Below are 16,422 nucleotides of genomic sequence, written 5' to 3' on the forward strand. Positions count from 1 at the left end.
CCACAGCGGTGTTGCGTGGTCGGCGGACGGGCGCAACGACGGCGTGCGGGCACGCGGGAGCGGCGTACAAAAGGGGCGTCGGCCCGTCGTCGGCGACCGGGTCGACGGCGGCATCGACGGCTGAACCAACGGCGAAATCGGCGACGAAAGGCCATCCGTCCATGGACGTCGGCACCATTCTCAGTCTCGGTCATGTCCTCGGTCTCTTCATTTCCATCTGGGTGCTCCAGAGCCGGGCGGGCGGCTCGCCCTGGGGCGGAATGCCGCTGTCCCAGCTGCTGATGAGTCCCGAGTGGTTTCTGACCACCGTGGGCAAGGCCATCGTCTGGGAGATCACTCTGGCCGTCTGGCTGGCCACCGGACAGCCGCTCTCGCCCTGGGGGATCTCCGCGCGCAGCAGCCACGGGCGCATCGTCCGGCTGCCGATGGCCGAGCGGGAGGCCCGGGCCCGGCAGGCGGAGCGCGCATGAGGCTCTTCCGGCGCTCCCCCGTGGACGAGACGGCCCTGCCGCCCGACATCGTCCACCGCATGGGGCTGTACGGCCGGTGGGAGTTCGACAGGTCCGGCAGCGGCCCGGACATCGACGTCCCCGCACTGATCTACGTCCCGCTGCATCCGCCGGCCTCGGCCGACCCCGGCGGTTTCGTCGAGCGGCTCGCCGATGCCGTACTGCCGGTCGGGGGCTGGGCGGCGTACGGCGGATCGCACTGCGTACGGGATCTGCTGGCGCAGTCCCAGAACGAGCACCCTCGCTACCTCGACATGCTGGACACGGCGCTGGACTTCCTGCACGGCCGGGGCGTGCCCTCCGCCCTGCTCAACGGGTACGAGTGGAGCCGTTGGTGCGCGACTCACGGGGGCGGGAACTGGTGACCGGCGTGGAGATCGAGCTGGCGGCGGCGGTCCAGGCCGTCCGGGACGAGCTGACGGCCGCCGCGGCGGCGGCCGGGCCCTCCGGGGTGCGGTTCGGGGTCGGCCCCATCGAGCTGGAACTGGCCCTGGAGCTACGGCTGGACGCCAAAGTCGGCGGCAAGGTCCGGGCCTGGGTCGTCACCGCCGAGGGCGAGGCGGGTACGGGTCGCACCCGCACCCACCGGGTCCGGGTGACCCTACAGCCCCAACTGCCCGGCGGCGGCGACTATCTGATCTCCAATCAGAATCCGCTCCCGAACGCCGCCCCGCCCGGATCGCCCGCTCCGGCGGACGGCCGGGCCGACGGCCCGTACGGGCGCTGAGCGGCGGCAGCGGCCATGGAAGCGGAACGCGTCGTCGCCGTCCTGAGCCCCGACCGGGGTCAGTGCTCGGGCTATGTGGTGGCCCCGCGGCTGGTGCTGACCTCCGCCCACGGAGTCCCCGGGGCAGGCGGCGCGGTGACCGTGCGGCGCCTGCGCGCGGACGTGGCGCACGCGGGCACGGTGCTCGTCCGGGGCACCCCCGGCACCGAGGACTTCGCGCTGGTGGAGATCGACGCCGACCGGCCCGGCCGGGCCGGCTGGCCCGAGGTGTCCTTCCGCCACCCGGTGCGCTGGGGGCGGCTGGACACCACCGCGCCCGGGACCCCGTGCGAGACCTGGGGCTTCCCCGACTCCATGCGCACCGCCACGCTGCTCGACACCGCGCACCCGTCGGGCACCGTCAACCCCGGGGACCGCTACCGCAGCGACCTGTACGTGATGAACGTCGGCCAGCCACCGCCCCCGCCCGGGCACCGGAGCGAGCGGTCCCCCTGGCAGGGCCTGTCCGGCGCCGCGCTCTTCTGCGGCCACCTGCTCACCGGGGTGATCCTCGGGGTCCCCGCCTACGGGCAGCTGGCCCGGCTGGAGGCCGTGCCCTCGTACGTGGTCCTGGCGCACCCCGGCTTCCAGGAGGTCTGGCACCGCCACACCGGCGGCCTCGCACAACTGGAGCCCGTCGAGTACGAACCCCTGGTGGACCGGCACGCCCCGGCCCTCTCCGAGCCACCCGCCCGCGTACTGGTGGCCCGGAACCAGGCGGTCCGCTTCCGTGGCCGCGGCCGGGAGGCTCTGCTCGACGAGCTGCTGGCCTGGGCACACAGCGACGACAGCCTGTCCGTGAGCCTCGTCCACGGGCCCGCCGGGCAAGGCAAGACCCGCCTCGCCGTCGAGCTGGAGCGGCGGCTGAACCAGGGCCCGTGGCTGGTCAATTGGCCGACCACCGCCGCCACCGGGGACGAGGTCGCCCGGCTCGCCGCACCGGCCCGGCCCGCCCTCGTGGTCTTCGACTACGCCGAGACCCGCGCCGCCCAGATCACCGCGTTCCTCGACGCCCGCGTCAAGAACCAACGGGCGGTCCCGGTACGGGTCCTGCTCCTCGCGCGCACCGCCGGATCCTGGTGGACCGCCCTGCGCAGCGCTTCCGCGGCCGGCGAGGAACCGCTCGCCGCCGCCCGGGTCACCGCGCTCCCGCCCGTCGACGACACCCCCGAGGGCCATCGGGAGGCCTACGCGCAGGCCCTGACCGACCTGGCCGCGGCCCTCGACCTGCGCCGGCCCGACGGCGAGGGCACCGACTGGGCCGGACTCGCCGCCCGCGTGGCCCACGAACGCGGCCTCGACCGGGGCGCCCGGGGCACGGGCACCCCGGTCACGGGCGCAGGCGCGGGTTCCACGGGCACGGGCGCCGCCGTCGCGGGTACGGGCGCCACGGGCACGGGCGCAGGTACGGGCACGGGCTCCACGGGCACGGGCGTCGCCGTCGCGGGTACGGTGCTGACCGTTCAGATGACCGCTCTCGCCGATCTGTACGACGCCGCCACGTCGGTCGGCGTCGCCGACCGCTCCCTGGACGCCGAGGACCGCCTCCTCGGCCACGAACGCCGCTACTTGCACCGCTCGGCCACCGCCCGTCACCTCCTGCCCGCGTTCAGCCCGGAAGCCCTGACCCGCACGCTCACCGCCGTGTTCCTCGTCGGCGCGCGGAGCGCCGACGGGGCCGACCGCGTACTGCTGCGCCTGCGGGGCGTCCGGGACCGTACGGAGGACGAACGCGACCGGCTCCGGCACTGGGCCGCCGCCGTCTACCCACCCGACGAACCGGGCCAGGAGTTCGGATCGCTCCTGCCCGACCGGCTCGCCGAGCGGTTCGTCGGCGAGTGCCTGCGCGAGGAACCGCAGCTCCCGCACACTCTCCTGGACGGCATCGACGCGCGCGAAGCCGCCCAGTTGCTCACGGTGTACGCGCGCTCCGCCGCCCACACCGCCTTCGCGGGCGAACTGGACGGCCACCTCACCGAGTTCGTCCGAGAAGGGCCCACCGCCCTCTGGGGCACAGCGGCGGACGTGGCCACCCAGGTCGAGGAGCCGGCCCCGCTGATCGCGGCGCTCCGCGGGATCGCCGCCGCGCCGCACACCCCGGTCGCCGCCCTGGCCATGCTCGCGGACCGCGTCCCCAGGGACAGCCAGGCCCTGACGTCCCTGGGGGCCGAGCTGATGCGGGCCCTCCTCGACCGCGACGACCCGGTCTTCTCCAGGAACACGGGCATTCGCGGCAGCTCTCTGAACACCCTGGCGGTGCGGCTGGACGCGGCCGGACGGACGGAAGAGGCGGTCGCCGTCGCCCGGGAAGCGGTCGACGTCTGCCGTTCGGCCATGGCCGAACGGACCCCGGACCAGGGCGACACCGCCTTCCTCCCCTACGACCTCCACCACCTGGCCCTCGCCCTGAACACCCTGTCCACCGCCGAGGGACGGCTCGGCGACCACGACGCCGCCCTGCGGGCCTCCGAGGAGGCCGCCCGGCACTGCCGGCTCCTGGCAGCGCGGGGCGGCGCCGAGTACCTCCCGGACCTGGCCCGCGCTCTGGCCACCCTGGCGGTGGATCTGCGAGCCGTCGGGCGGTCGGCCGAGGCCCTGGAGATGACCGAGTCGGCCGTCGACGTGTACCGCCAACTGCCCGACGACCCGGACGATCCCGACCGCGCCCACCGGTCGGGCCTGGCCACCGCCCTCGGCAACCTCGCCGCCGACCTCAAGGACGCGGGCCTGCCGCAGGCGGCCCTGGAGGCGAGCGGCGAGGCCCTCGGGCACCACCGTGCCCTGGCCGAGGGCAACCCGGACTCCCATGCCCGGGACCTGGCCGGCTCGCTCGCCAATCACTCCCTGCTCCTGGCGCACGCGTACCGGCACGAGGAAGCCGCCGCCCCGGCTGTGGAAGCCGTCGCCCTCTGGCGCACGCTGGTGACCCGCCATCCCGGACGCCACGAGAGCGGGCTGGCCGCCGCGCTCCTCCAACTCGCCCTGCGCCACGAGGATCTGGGCACGACGGCCGACGCCCTGTCCGCGGCCACCGAGGCGGTGGCCATCCGCCGCGTACAGGCCGCCCGCCACCCGGCCGTGCACAACGCCGACCTCGCCGACGCCCTCGGCGGGCTTGCCCGGCAGCTCGCATCCCACGGGGAACACGACAAGGCCCGGGAGGCGTACGACGAGGTCATCCGGATCACCCGCGCCCTGCACCGCGAGCGCCCCGAGAACTTCCGCGTCCGACTCGCCGTCCGTCTGAACGACCTCGCCGCCCTCGCGATCGACACGGAGCAGTACGCGGACGCCGTCGGGCCGCTGACCGAAGCCGCCCGGCTTCTCGGGGCGCCGGACGGATCACTGCCGGAAGCCGTCGTCCCCGATCATGTGAACGTGCTGCGCAATCTCGCCCTGTGCCACCAGGAACTCGGCGACACAGCCCTGTCCGTCCGCCATGCCGAGCACGCCGTACGCGCCGCCCGCACCCTCGACCGGACGAGCCGGGGCGGCTTCCCCCTGCTGCTGGTCGGCGCCCTCCGCTCCCTCGGTGAATTCCTCCGCCGCTCCGGGCGCGCCCGTGAGGCGGTCACCGCCACGTCGGAATGCCTCCGGTCGGCCGAGTACCTGGTCGCCGCCGTCCCTTCCGAGACCGCGTACGCCGTCGAACTCGCCCGGGCCACCGAGGTCCACGCCCTGGCTCTTGAGGACCTCGACGCCACGGGGGCCGAGGTCCTCCCCCACGCCCGGCTCAACTCCCGGCGGCACGCCGAACTCACCCTCTCCCACCCGGCGTTCGGCAGACCGTGGATGATCGCCCTGCTGCGGCAGGGCCGTGTGGAGCGCCGCCACGGACTGCCGGGTGCCGCCGCGCTCACCTGTCTCGGCTCCGTACGCCACTGGCCCGGCCTCGACCTGGAGGACCAGCTGCGGGAAGCCCTCCTCGACGAGTTCGTGGAAAGCGCCGCCCAGCTGCCCCACAGTCCGGAGGCCACCGCTCTTCTGCGGGACGCCACTCCGGTACTGCGGGGGCTGGTGCGCGAATCCCCGCCGCGTTATCTGCGTTACCACGCCCTGGTCCAGAGAATGCTCGACGACCGGCAGTGAATTACCCACCCAATACTGGAGCATCATTCAAGACACTGATCAATCAAGACACTGATCAAGAATTGAGCGTCCACCGAATCTGGGTTGCAGCTCCCGCTGCACGGTTTCCGCCGTTCCCGCCACCAGCGCGACCGCCATCTTCAGCACAGGCTCGGTGACCGTCTCGCCGAACATCGAGTAGTCGAACTCCAGCGCGGGTGGCTCCCCCTCCTCCAGGTAGAAGCTGAGCGCGCCGTACAGGTAGTTCCCGCCGTTGAGCGCCACATGCTCCGTGAGCTCCGGCGTGAGCCGCATGCCCACCAGCACCGGCGCGTGAACATTGACCCGGCCGGTGGCCGCGAGCTTGTCCTCCACGTCGACGAAGGCGACAGTTCTCTGAAAGGGCACGATGATCGCGCCCTGTCCATTGACGTACACACCGGAATACTGCTCGTGGAGCCATCCGAAACAGTCCGCCCGCAACCTGTCGGTGAAATCCGACACGAGCCCCCTCCGATCACGCAATCACGCGGAATCCGCTGGCGAAATCCAGAATAGCCCCGCGACAGGAGATAAGACAGGCGCTCGCAATAAACTGACGGATACTCTCTAACCTCGATCTTTCTTGATGGGCCGTCGACGAAGTCGGCGGCCCATTTCGTTGTCGATGGCCGAGACCGGGCAGGCCGGGGGCCCGGGTGTCGTCTCGGGTGGACGCCGGTTTCCACTGTTCCGGGTGAGGGTGATGCTGCTCGTAGGGGTGGGAAAGCTGCTGGTCAGCCGGGGTTCGGCAAGAGTGCGAGCCGTTCGAGGGCGTCTGTGATCTCGCGGGTCCAGGGCCAGTGGCGGGCAAGGCGGAGGAGGCGGCGCCGGCCGGTGATGACGAGCTGGCCGGCCGCGGAGAACAGGCGGAACCGCAAGCGACGCGGTTCCCAAAGTCTCGCCTGGCCGGTCAGGGCGAGCATGGGCATCCAGGCCAGCAGATCGAGCGCCATCTGGACGGTCTCCAGCCAGACCTGATTCTGCGCGGTGTCGTGCAGGGGAAGGTTGCGGAGCCCGGTGGCCCGGGCGGCTCGGATCCGGTCCTCCGCGCGAGCCCGCAACCGGTGACGGAGCTCGAGTTCGGCGATCGGCCGGTCGGCGGTGTTGGTGGCGAAGCACGTGAGACGCATGCCGTCCGCATCCGTGATCCGCAACTGGGCTCCGGGGTGGGGACGTTCCTTGCGGACGAGCAACCGAATGCCCTGCGGCCAGCCGTCGAGCAGGTCTCCGGTGAGTTCGGCGACCCAGGCCCCGTCACGAACCTCGCCGTCCGGCTCGACCGCGGGCGTCCAGGCCGATGCGGGGATCTGAAGAACGTGCTGGTGGATGGCCTCGGTGATCACCATGCCGACCGAGTAGGACAGCCAACGCCCGCGCTGGGCGAGCCAGGCCACGAACTCATGGGTGCCGCCCGCAGAATCACAGCGGATCAGCGTCCGCCGTCCTTGCCGGTACTTTTTGGGCAGTTGAGCGAGGGCCAGGCGGGCGGCTGCGATGTGGTCGACGGCCGTGTTCGAGCCCGCGTTCCCGGGTCTCAGCAGGGCGGCGACGGGTTCACCGGTCCCTCCCGGACCGTGGTCGACGAACCCCATGAGCGGGTGATGACCGTAGGACTTCTTCCAGGTCGGGGCCGCGTCCTGCTTGTCCGAGTGCGCGACGACCAGGACCCCGTCCAGGTCCACGGTCACCTGTCCGCCGGTGTCCGGAGCCCGGTTGCCGGCCAACTCCCAGACGCGTCGGCGGACTTCGGAACGTGCGGCGCGGATGGCGGTCAGCGCCTTCTCGCCCGAGGCGGCAAGGGTGTCGATCAGCCGGGAGACCGTAGGGTCGGAGGCGACCGGCCCGAACACGGCAGGCTCGGACCGCAGCAGGGTGATATCGGCGAGGCAGTCCCCGCCCAGCGCGACCGCCAGTGCGAGGTCCACGAGTATCTTGCCGGGGTCGTGGACGGCCCGCGGCTTCCGCCACAAGGTCAGGGCTGCGGATAAGGCCTGGTCAAGACCGGTCTTGCGGACAGTTTCGATCAGCAGGACCGAACCGGCCTGCGAGACCACGGCCCGGCCGTCCTCCCGGATACGGACACGGGGGTAGGACCCGATAGGCTTCTTCACCTGGAAAGTGCCTTTGGTTTCAGCGGGAACAAGGACCTAGACAATCCTCATTCTTGCTGGTCAGAGGCACTTTCTGCTTGCCTGACCGCCTATCGGACAGCCCGCTTCATGAAAGCGCGAGGCTAAGCGCGCAAGGGGTTCGTGCGGGTCGCCGCCAGCAGGTACCAGGCCGTCGCGCCCACGTGGCGGTACGGGTAGTAGCCGAAGCCGAAGCCGGTGTCGAGGGGGCTGGTGGCCGAGACGACGCCGGCGCGTTCGGGCAGGGCGCGGCTGCCGACGGTCTGGGCGGTGCCGAGGAGTTCCTGGGCCCGTTCGACGGAGGTGATCAGGCGGTGGGCGCGGGCCTCGTCACCGTGGCCGGCGCGGTCGCGGAGGGCCAGGGCGAGGTGTGCGGTCCCCTCGAACCAGACGCCGTTGCGGTTCGGCTTGGGCTGGAACTCGGCGATGGGCGCGTCCTCGTCGGCGAGCAGGCTCGCGGAGCTGAAGGTGACTCCCTCGTACGACTGGCCTGCGGGGACTGTGCTGTTGGTGCGGTCGGAGCGGTCCAGGACGGCCAGTTCGGTGGCTGCCCAGTCCAATGAGCGGGAGTATCGGCTGGGCTGTGCACGGGAGTTGAGGGCCAGGTGGGTCCAGGTCTGGGTGTCCTCCGGGATCGGGGACTTGTTGACGGTCTCGCCGTCGTTGGTGCCCGTGTAGAAGAAGCCGCCCCCTTGGCTCCCCGATCCGGTGGCGGGTTGCCACATCTTCTCTACGAACGCCCTTGCCCTCGCCCGCCGTTGCCGCCATACCGGGTCGCCGGTGAGCAGGGCGAGGCGTCCGAAGAGGCAGACCAGGTCGGTGTTGTGCTCGGTCGAGCTGAAGGGGAGTTTCTGGTTGGCGCCGTCGACGCCGAACTTGTAGCCGCCGAGGGGCTGTTCGGTACTGGCGTTCGCCTCGATCCAGGTGCCGATCCGTACGGCGCCGTCGAGGAATCGGCGCTCGCCGGTGCGGCGGGCGAGGGCGCTGAGCGCGATACCGGCCCAGGCCATGTCGCCGACTGCCGTGCCGGTGAAGCCGAACTGGGTGCCGACGTTGGCGGTGCCGTCGGCGCGTACGAAGCCGTCGGGCTGGGCGACGCCGTCGAAGAAGACGTACGGGCCGACGTTGTAGGCCTGGCGGAGCCTGCCGTCGTCGTACGCCGGGTCGTGGGCCTGCGCGTAGAGCAGGGCGTCTCCGAGGGCGACGGCTCGCGTCCGGCCCGCCTCGGTGCGTACGGCGAGGTGGGCGAGGATCGCGAGGGCGTTGTCGTAGGTGAACGCCGTGCTGAACAGGCCCGCCTGGTCGGTGTAGCTCTGGGTGAGGCGGAGGTCGCCGTGGTCGGGGTAGGCGTCCATGGCGGCGGCGAGGAAGGTGTGGGCCCGGCGCTGGGCGGAGGAGGTTCCGGTGGATCCCGAAGTCGCCTGGGAGGAGGGGGTGTTGACGGCCGCCGCGTAGGCGGTTCCGGAGGCCGCCGCTGTGAGGGCTGCGGCGCCGAGGAGCGCGCGGCGGCTGAGGGCGGGGTGTTGTGCGGCTTCTCGGCCGGACCTGGCGTTCATGGGTCTCCTCTAGTCGCCTGAGAGCGCTCTCATGAACGCGCGGGCTCATTCTGCTGGTGTGCCCGGGACGGGTCAACGCCCTTGGGGCGGACGTCTGTTGGACCGTCCGCGAACACCGAGAAACCCCGGGCCAGGAGGGTGACCCGGGGTTTCGGCGGAGGGGGCGCGGTCGGTCGGTCCGTACATGGACTCAGTGCATGGAGTCAGTGCATGGACGAGGCGTTGCGCAGTCGCGCGAACGACGTGTCCAGGCCCCGCTTCATGATCCGCGCCAGGGGTGCTTCGACGTACTTGTGGACGAACCAGCTCAGCACCAGGAAGCCGGCGATCACGGAGACGACCAGGAGGCGGGCGTCCATGGTGTCGCGCAGACGGTTGATGACCGTCGTACCGACGAGGTAGTGCATCAGATAGAACGGGTACGTCAGCGCACCGGCCGTGACCAGCCATTTCCAGCGGATGCGGTCGGTGTAGCCGAGCGAGACGGCGACCATGACCAGCAGGAACACGGTGAAGATCAGCACGCTGCCGCGCCAGCTGGAGACGCGTTCGACCGTGTCGATGCGATGCCCCAGTTCCCGCTGGCCCATCAGCCAGGACAGGGCGAGGATGCCCCAGAGCAGCAGGTCCTGGCCGAAGCGGTGCATGAGGTAGAGGGCGAGGCCCGCGATGAAGTACCAGGCGCCCTCCGGGTTGATGATCAGCGTCGCCGGGCGGAAGCCGGCCGCCGGGGCGATCATCGCGGCTGCGCCCCAGAGGCAGCAGAACACCACGACCTTGCGATATGTCAGCCCGGTCACGACGACGGCCATGAAGAGCAGGTAGAAGCGCAGCTCCGACCAGAGGGTCCAGTACACGTTGTCGACATTCGGGCCGAACGAACCGGACTGGAGCATCGTGAAGTTGAGCAGGATGTCGCGTGTCCGGTGCCGCTGCCACACTCCGGGCAGGACGGTCAGGGCCACCGAGGTGAAGATGATGGCGAACCAGTACGCCGGATAGAGCCGGATCACGCGAGAGGTGAAGAACTGCCTCGGGGTACGCCCCCAGCAGGACATACAAATCACGAAGCCGCTGATCACGAAGAAGATCTCGACGCCGATCCAGCCGTACGCGGAGAACCGGAACCAGGTCGGCACGATGTCGGACACCGGCCGGTCCCAGATCGCGTTGCCCGGCTGGTTGACCCGCCAGGTCCCGGCGTAGTGATGCAGGGCGACCACGAGGGCGGCGAGCAGACGGAGTCCGTCGATGGCGTAGAGCCGACGGTCACCGCGCCCCGGGAGGGCGGCGTGCTTGGCCGTCGTCCGGGTGGGCTTCTTCGTCGACCCCGCGGCCCCGGCGAGTCCCGGCGCGCGCTCGGCCATGGCCGGCGGGAGGGGCTGCCGCGGCGACGGGATCACCTTCTGCATCCCGCCGATGACCCGCCCACGCATCGGCGGCCCACTGTCCGCACCCTGCATCGACACCTGATTTTCCCCCATCGGAAAGCTCGCCCGCACCGACCGTCTGCGCCCCTGGAACGGCGTCAGCGGCCGACAGCGGAACGGCGAGCGCTTGCCCATCGAGAGTCACGGCAAACCCGCGAACACCGTAGAACCTCATGGTTCACGCAAAGAGACTTCTGGGTCAGTTCAAGGGTTGTAGAGCGAAAGGGATCGGATTTCGACGGGATACGGAGGGTTTTGTTCCTGATCCTGTTCCTGTTACCGGCCGTCCCGCGAGGACGCACCGATCGACCTGCGGGACGGTTCTCCCCGCCTGGTACGTGTCCCGAGAGCTGTCCCGAGAGCCGTGGCGGACGGTGACACGCGCGTCAGAAGCGGTCGTGGAGCCAGGACAGGAGCCAGCCGCAGGCTGAAGCGCCGAGAGCCGTGGTGGCGCCGGCGATCAGCCCGTTGAGCGCGGTCCGGGACAGCCGCGACGGGCGGCGGCGCTCGCAACGGGGGTTCTTGCTCATTGCACTGCTCCTCGATGTGCGCGGACGACCGTGGCCCAGGGCACAGGTGGGGTTTCGCGGATCGGCCGCGTCCGGTGTGGACAACTGACAGCATGGGCACGCCGAGAATTTGTGCGAAAGCCGCAACTACTGTTGTGAGCAGGAATTTTGAGGGACTGTCGATGACGTCGACTCGACAAGGGAGTGCGCCGGGGCAGCGTCGAGGGCGTCCGCTCAAGGAACTCGACCCCGGTCTCGGCCCGGCCGTACGGCTCTGGGCGACGTACGCGCGCGACGCGGTCGCGGAGTCGTGGCCGTCGCGTCAGGACGCGGCACGCGCGCTGGGCACGGAGAAGTCCGAACTGTCCCGGATCCTGGCGGGCAAACTGATGCCGCCGAAGGAGTGGCTGACGGGACTCCACGAAGCCCGTGAGCGCGAGGCCGGAGTGCCGGTCGAGCCGTCGGGGAGGGCGTACGCCTTCGGCCTCTACATGGACGCGCTGAAGGAGTCCGAGGACGAGGCCGCGGGGCGGCCCGCGGGCAAGAAGCCGTACCAACAGCGATGGGCCCGCTACGACCTGGAGCGGAGGCTGGAGGCGGCCAGGGACAGGCAGTGGGGCCTGGAGACCGAACTGGCGGACGCCCGCAGGGAGCAGGCCGAACTCGACAGCACTGTGGCCGGTCTCCACCGGCAACTGGAGACCGCCCGGGAGACCGGGACGCAGGAGCTGCGCCAACGCAACGAGTGGCAGCAACGGCAGCTGGAGGCGGCCTCCGCGTATGTGCGCGACCTCGAACTGCGACTGGAGGGGAGTGAACGGCAGCGTGCGGAGATGGCCCGCACCATCAGTCGCCTTGAGGCCGAGATCAGGGTGCTCAGTAACCAGGCGGCGCGCCTCATCGAGGAGGCCGAGCCCACACGGCGGGAGCCCGAACCCGTGCTGGCGACCGTCGGAGCCGGCCGGGCCGAAGGCAACGGAGGCGGGGTCCGAGGCGCGGGACAGCGTGACAGCCGTACCTCCGTGGGGCGAACGTACTCACCCGGCACGGGGACGACGGCCACCCAATGGTCGAAGCCCCCTTACTTCACCGTATGGAGGCTGATCGGTTTCCTGCTCGCCGCGGTCGCCCTGGTGGCGGGCACGCGCCTGTCCCTGGCGCCCTACCAGGACCTTCGTGCATACCAGCGGGCACAGCCTTGCGTGACAACCGTCAAGGATGTGACGACGGCGGACTGCATCAGCGCGGAGACCGGGAAGGTCACGCAGAAGGACACCTACGAAGAGGGCACCAACGACAACAAGAGGACCGTCTACGAACTGGTGGTCGCGCGAGCCTCGGGAAGCTTCGAGACACACGAGGTCGACGGCGAGATCTACAGTGCGGCGCAGGAGGGCAAGGCGGCGAACCTCAAGACCTGGCACGATCGCGTCGTCGAGATCGCCGTTGGGGAAGAGGCGTTCGAACTGCCGCCCATGGGCACGGATTTCGCCTGGCGAATCGGCCTCGCCTGGGCAGGACTCGGCCTCCTCATCTGGTCTCTCCTGGGCAACGGGAAGCCCGGTGACCCCGACCTCAATGGGGAGATCGTGACCAGGATCCTTGGATGGGGGGCCATCGGATACTGCTTCTGGCAGATCGCCAAGGAGGTGATGGGCAGAGGATCCGTCGACCCCGTAGCTGTTGCGGGCGCGGCCTTCGGTCTCCTCGTAGGTGCCGGGTTCCTTTTCCTGGCCGGCGGGCGTACGCGTGGTCCGAAGTCGGTGTGGTGGCGGTGGAAGGAGAGGATCGCTCTACGGCGTCGTCGGAGAAGGGCTCAGAGAAGCACCCATGGGTGACACCTGAGGCCCATTCCGGTGCCCGCCCTGCCATCCCCCGTTGCGTAATGTCGTCGGTCCAGGTTGTCCCGTCCGCCCGACGGAACCAGGCCGATCGGGGCCGTAGCCGGCCACGTGAGCAGGCTCCCTGGCCGCGGCAGGGCCGCACGGCCACCTCATCGTGCTGTACGGCACCGGTGCCCACGTGATCAAGGCCTGATCTCCACCACATCGTCGAAGGGTTCGTCACTCCAGCGGAACCAGGCCTGGTCGCCCTCGATGTGCAGGAGGAACTCCGCGACGGGGCCCGACGGCGACACCAGAGTCAGAGCACGGGCGATTCGGTCGTACGCGTCGTCGAACCGGTCGTGGTCCTCCGTCTCGACCAGCGCGAGCATCTCGACGAACCAGGGCTCGACCTCGGCGAATGCGAGCTCGGGGGCGAAGCGGCCACTGAGCCAGGGGAAGTCGGCGTCGTCGATCAGGATCTCGCCGAGGAACTGCTGGTCTCGCTCCAGGCGCCAGATCTGTCCCTCAAAACCCATTCCGGCCCGCTTCCTCATCGTCGTCGCTGTCCTCCGGAGCCTGAGGGAAACCGAGCCGGTCCAGCAGCGTGGTGAACAGGTCCTCCACGAACGCCTCCCGCGAGCGCAGCACCTCCTCGACCGTGCCCACCTCGATGTCCCGGCCCAACCCGGCCGACCGGGCCCAGGCGACTGCACGGCGCGCAGAGCCCGGCACCGCCGCGTCAAGCTCCGCACGCGTACGACTGACAGCCTCCGCGAATTCGGGGCTGTCCGCCCTCGCGCTTGTGTCGTCGACGTCATCCGGAACGTCCGTCCAGATCGCTGCCGCCAACTCCAGGTTCAGGCATGCCTCCCAGCGCTCCCCCTCGGGGCCGAGTCCCGTCACCAGCGCGACGCCACTGTCGTACACCGAAGCCACGCAGGCCGCGCTTCCCGTGCACTCCACCAGACCTGGCAGCAGTACCTCATCCAGGTCCGCGAGAACGCCGTAGCGGAACTGAAGCGTCTGCCAGCCACCTGGACGTGGCCCTGTCGCCCAGACCGCATCCGGGACCTCCCGAACCCCATCGAAGACCGGCGCCTCCAGCAGAGAACGGTCGCTGCGGCCGAAGACCAACTCACCCGAGAACCCCACCCGACCCCCTCCAAGACCCTGACCGCAGCGTAGATCCCGGCACTGACAGCGGCGCCGGCGTCACCACTCCTCGCCGAGGGCCTGAAGTACGTAGAGGCGTACGGGGTCGTCGTGCGGTGTCCGGTTCAGGGGGCGGCGGGGCGGGGTGGGTGCGGGTTGCTGCCAGCAGGGTTCTTCGGGGAGGAGGGGGGAGGTTCGGTCCTGGGGTGGGGTGTGTTGGGTGCGTCGGTGCCAGCGGCGCCAGCGGGCGTGGTGGGGGTTGGGGAGGGTCCAGAGGTATGGGTCCGGGGTACGTGCGGGCTGGGTGAGCGTGGTGAACGCCGGTTTCGATCAGGCGCAGGCGGCTGACTTCATCTACGGATCGCGTTCCAAGATCAGCCGCATGGAGGACGGCATCACCACGGCGAAGCCGGCGGAAGTCCTGCTGCTCCTCGACAGGTACGGCGTCGCCGACGAGAAGGAACGCGAGCACCTCGTGTGGCTCGCGAAGAACAGCGGTCACCGTGGCTGGTGGCTCGAACACGCGCCCCACCTGCGGCCTGCGGCCGGACTATCTCGACCACATCGCGTTGGAGGACGACGCGACCTACATCAGGGAATGGCAGCCGATGCTGTTCCCCGGCCTCCTCTCCACCCCTGGCTACGCGGAAGCGGTCATCACCACAGGCCCCAACTATGTTGCTCCTGAACGGGTTGCCCATTTGGTGAAGGCTCGGGAGGCGCGACAGACAAAGATCAGCGAGGGCGGGGCAACGTACACCGCCATCCTCTGGGAGTCGGTCGTCACGCAGCCCTTGGTGAGTGCCGCAGTCCAACTGGAGCAGTTGTCCTGGCTCCTCGATGTGGGCGAAAGACAGAACGTGACAGTACAGGTACTGCCGTTCGCGGCGGGTGTGCTGGCGGGATCGACATCCGCCTTCTCATCCTTCAGCTTCGGTTCGGAACCAACCGTCGAAGCGGTGGCCCTTGAGAACATGAGGGGAACGTCGGTCCTCGAGAGCCCCGAAGATCTCGCGGCTCACGCCAACGCGTACGACCTACTACGCTCGTCAGCACTGACACCGGACGCGAGCGCAAAGCTCATCCGGCGCGTACTGCGGACCAGCAAGGAAGACGCATCGTGACCCAGTTCATAGGCCCCTTCCGGAAGTCGTCGCACTCCATGCAAGAAGGCAACTGCCTAGAGGTGGCCCCCACAGCCCTAGGTGGCCGTGCCATACGCGACAGCAAGGACCAGTCCAGCCCGCTGCTCGCCTTCGCCCCCGGCTGCTGGCAAGCATTCATCACAGCTGCCAAGTCCGAGGAGTTCGGCCGCTCCACTCGATGACCGGTCAACGCCGCCCTACGACCGCGTCGCCCTCACACACTCGTCCCCGGCGGACCCGGCCTGCCCGACCGGCACGCTGCGGTCGTACGGGTCGATCTCCGGGCCGGTTTCGGCCGTCTCGTCGTCCGTGCCGAAGGGTGGGGTGAAGTAGCCCGTGGGGGCGCCGCAGCCGCCGTTGGTCACGTCGTACTTGTACGAGACGATCGAGAACGTGCCCGGCTCGGTGATCACCTTGTCCGGGTCGTCCCAGCTCAGGACCAGCTCGCGCCTGGCTATCGTGCGCACGACCTCGTCGCCGCCGCCGTCCGCGCGGGTCACCGGGTAGACGAAGGTGACGTCGGCGGTCACCTGGAGCGCGCCGCGCTCGCCCTCCCGGTAGGTGAGCCGGCCCCGGGTCTTCACGACGTCGCCGACCAGGTGGGTGTGGGACGACTGGAAGCGGCTGAAGAGGAAGAGGGGGTCGTTCTTCTCGCTCGGGGTTCGGAAAGAGGTCTTCAGGAAGTCCTGGACATCCTTCTGGTGCGGGTTGATCAGTGCGATCGCCTTCTCTGGGCGCTCGCCCCGCAGCACCGCGCGGTCCAGCCCGGACGCGACGAGGAAGTCCCGGCTGCGGGCGAGGGCCCGCTCGACCTCGGCCGCGCTCATCCAGCCGACCGCTCCGGCCTTCGGCACGGTGATCCCCGCCGCTCCGCTCGCCCAGCTCGCCGCCGGCGAACCGCGGAACGGCTTGTCCAGGGTGGGGCGTTGGGCCGCCTCCGCCGAGGGTGCCTGGGTCGGGCCGGTGGTCTCGGGCGCCAGCTGCGGGGAGTCGTCGCCGGTGAACAGGTCCACTACCCGCCCCGGCGCGAGCGCCACCACGAGCAGCATCAACGAGGCCAGCAGTCCGACCACGTACAGGCCCGTGCGCCGCTTGGGCCGCGCGGGCGTGTAGCTGCGCCAGCCCTCCGGGCCGGGGCCGGGCTCCTCACGCAGCCGCTTCGCCACGTCGCGTGCCCGCGCCGACGGCTCCTTGGGCGAGTCGGCGGTACCCGCCACCGACTCGCGCAGAAACCGGTCCCACTCCTCGTCGGACCTGGACGAGCCGTCCGGCTCCTTATCCGCGCCCATC

General features: G+C 70.3%; 15 protein-coding genes and 1 pseudogene. 8 read left to right on the top strand and 8 right to left on the bottom strand.

Annotated features, from left to right (window positions below):
* Positions 1 to 161: 161 nt before the first annotated feature.
* The 4 genes from OG787_RS20320 to OG787_RS20335 are packed head-to-tail and all read left to right on the top strand — an operon-like array spanning position 162 to position 5,364.
* Positions 162 to 470, top strand: a complete 309-nt coding sequence (locus OG787_RS20320) for a hypothetical protein (protein WP_369034098.1) — start codon at positions 162 to 164, stop codon at positions 468 to 470.
* Positions 467 to 874, top strand: coding sequence for a hypothetical protein (locus tag OG787_RS20325; RefSeq protein ID WP_369034099.1), 408 nt, complete (start codon positions 467 to 469; stop codon positions 872 to 874). The genes OG787_RS20320 and OG787_RS20325 overlap by 4 nt, the downstream gene beginning before the upstream one ends.
* Complete coding sequence (locus OG787_RS20330; protein ID WP_369034100.1) at positions 844 to 1,236, top strand: trypco2 family protein; 393 nt, start codon at positions 844 to 846, stop codon at positions 1,234 to 1,236. Before OG787_RS20325 ends, OG787_RS20330 begins: the two co-directional genes overlap by 31 nt.
* Positions 1,237 to 1,251: 15 nt before the next feature.
* On the top strand, positions 1,252 to 5,364 hold the full coding sequence (locus OG787_RS20335) for a tetratricopeptide repeat protein (protein WP_405535941.1): 4,113 nt from the start codon (positions 1,252 to 1,254) through the stop codon (positions 5,362 to 5,364).
* A gap of 39 nt (positions 5,365 to 5,403) precedes the next feature.
* On the opposite strand, the gene OG787_RS20340 is transcribed toward OG787_RS20335, so the two are convergent.
* From OG787_RS20340 to OG787_RS20360, 5 genes are all read right to left on the bottom strand, one after another.
* The gene (locus OG787_RS20340) at positions 5,404 to 5,847 is read right to left on the bottom strand and encodes a T3SS (YopN, CesT) and YbjN peptide-binding chaperone 1 (protein ID WP_405535942.1); all 444 of its coding nucleotides are present in this window, start codon (positions 5,845 to 5,847) and stop codon (positions 5,404 to 5,406) included.
* Between the two features lie 272 nt (positions 5,848 to 6,119).
* Positions 6,120 to 7,496: an IS1380 family transposase gene (locus OG787_RS20345; protein ID WP_405534056.1), complete on the bottom strand. Its 1,377-nt coding sequence runs from the start codon at positions 7,494 to 7,496 to the stop codon at positions 6,120 to 6,122.
* Between the two features lie 122 nt (positions 7,497 to 7,618).
* Positions 7,619 to 9,070 carry a Tat pathway signal sequence domain protein gene (locus OG787_RS20350; RefSeq protein ID WP_405535943.1) on the bottom strand — a complete coding sequence of 484 codons (1,452 nt, stop codon included), beginning with the start codon at positions 9,068 to 9,070 and terminating at the stop codon, positions 7,619 to 7,621.
* Positions 9,071 to 9,273: 203 nt separating this feature from the next.
* Positions 9,274 to 10,539: an acyltransferase family protein gene (locus OG787_RS20355; RefSeq protein WP_405535944.1), complete on the bottom strand. Its 1,266-nt coding sequence runs from the start codon at positions 10,537 to 10,539 to the stop codon at positions 9,274 to 9,276.
* Between the two features lie 347 nt (positions 10,540 to 10,886).
* Positions 10,887 to 11,030: a hypothetical protein gene (locus tag OG787_RS20360; protein WP_405535945.1), complete on the bottom strand. Its 144-nt coding sequence runs from the start codon at positions 11,028 to 11,030 to the stop codon at positions 10,887 to 10,889.
* Positions 11,031 to 11,191: 161 nt separating this feature from the next.
* Here OG787_RS20360 and OG787_RS20365 point away from each other — a divergent pair, with 161 nt between their 5' ends.
* Positions 11,192 to 12,847 (top strand): hypothetical protein, encoded by a 1,656-nt coding sequence (locus OG787_RS20365; RefSeq protein ID WP_405535946.1) that lies wholly within the window; start codon positions 11,192 to 11,194, stop codon positions 12,845 to 12,847.
* Between the two features lie 188 nt (positions 12,848 to 13,035).
* Here the strand turns inward: OG787_RS20365 and OG787_RS20370 are convergent, their stop codons facing one another.
* Together OG787_RS20370 and OG787_RS20375 are read right to left on the bottom strand one after the other, a co-directional pair.
* Positions 13,036 to 13,371, bottom strand: coding sequence for a hypothetical protein (locus OG787_RS20370; RefSeq protein ID WP_405535947.1), 336 nt, complete (start codon positions 13,369 to 13,371; stop codon positions 13,036 to 13,038).
* Positions 13,361 to 13,987, bottom strand: coding sequence for a hypothetical protein (locus OG787_RS20375; RefSeq protein WP_405535948.1), 627 nt, complete (start codon positions 13,985 to 13,987; stop codon positions 13,361 to 13,363). Before OG787_RS20375 ends, OG787_RS20370 begins: the two co-directional genes overlap by 11 nt.
* Positions 13,988 to 14,300: 313 nt before the next feature.
* On the opposite strand from OG787_RS20375, the pseudogene OG787_RS20380 reads away from it, so the two are divergent.
* From OG787_RS20380 to OG787_RS20390, 3 genes and pseudogenes are all read left to right on the top strand, one after another.
* Positions 14,301 to 14,402: pseudogene (locus tag OG787_RS20380) on the top strand (hypothetical protein); the annotation flags it as partial.
* Positions 14,403 to 14,490: 88 nt separating this feature from the next.
* A complete protein-coding gene (locus OG787_RS20385) occupies positions 14,491 to 15,111 on the top strand; it encodes a DUF5753 domain-containing protein (RefSeq protein ID WP_405535949.1) in 621 nt (206 codons plus the stop codon).
* Positions 15,108 to 15,314, top strand: a complete 207-nt coding sequence (locus OG787_RS20390; protein ID WP_405535950.1) for a DUF397 domain-containing protein — start codon at positions 15,108 to 15,110, stop codon at positions 15,312 to 15,314. Before OG787_RS20385 ends, OG787_RS20390 begins: the two co-directional genes overlap by 4 nt.
* A gap of 15 nt (positions 15,315 to 15,329) precedes the next feature.
* Here the strand turns inward: OG787_RS20390 and OG787_RS20395 are convergent, their stop codons facing one another.
* On the bottom strand, positions 15,330 to 16,421 hold the full coding sequence (locus OG787_RS20395) for a hypothetical protein (protein WP_405535951.1): 1,092 nt from the start codon (positions 16,419 to 16,421) through the stop codon (positions 15,330 to 15,332).
* Between the last annotated feature and the right edge of the window lies 1 nt (position 16,422).

Origin of the sequence: Streptomyces sp. NBC_00075, from assembly GCF_045041225.1 — a bacterium.
Lineage (GTDB): Bacteria > Actinomycetota > Actinomycetes > Streptomycetales > Streptomycetaceae > Streptomyces > Streptomyces adonidis.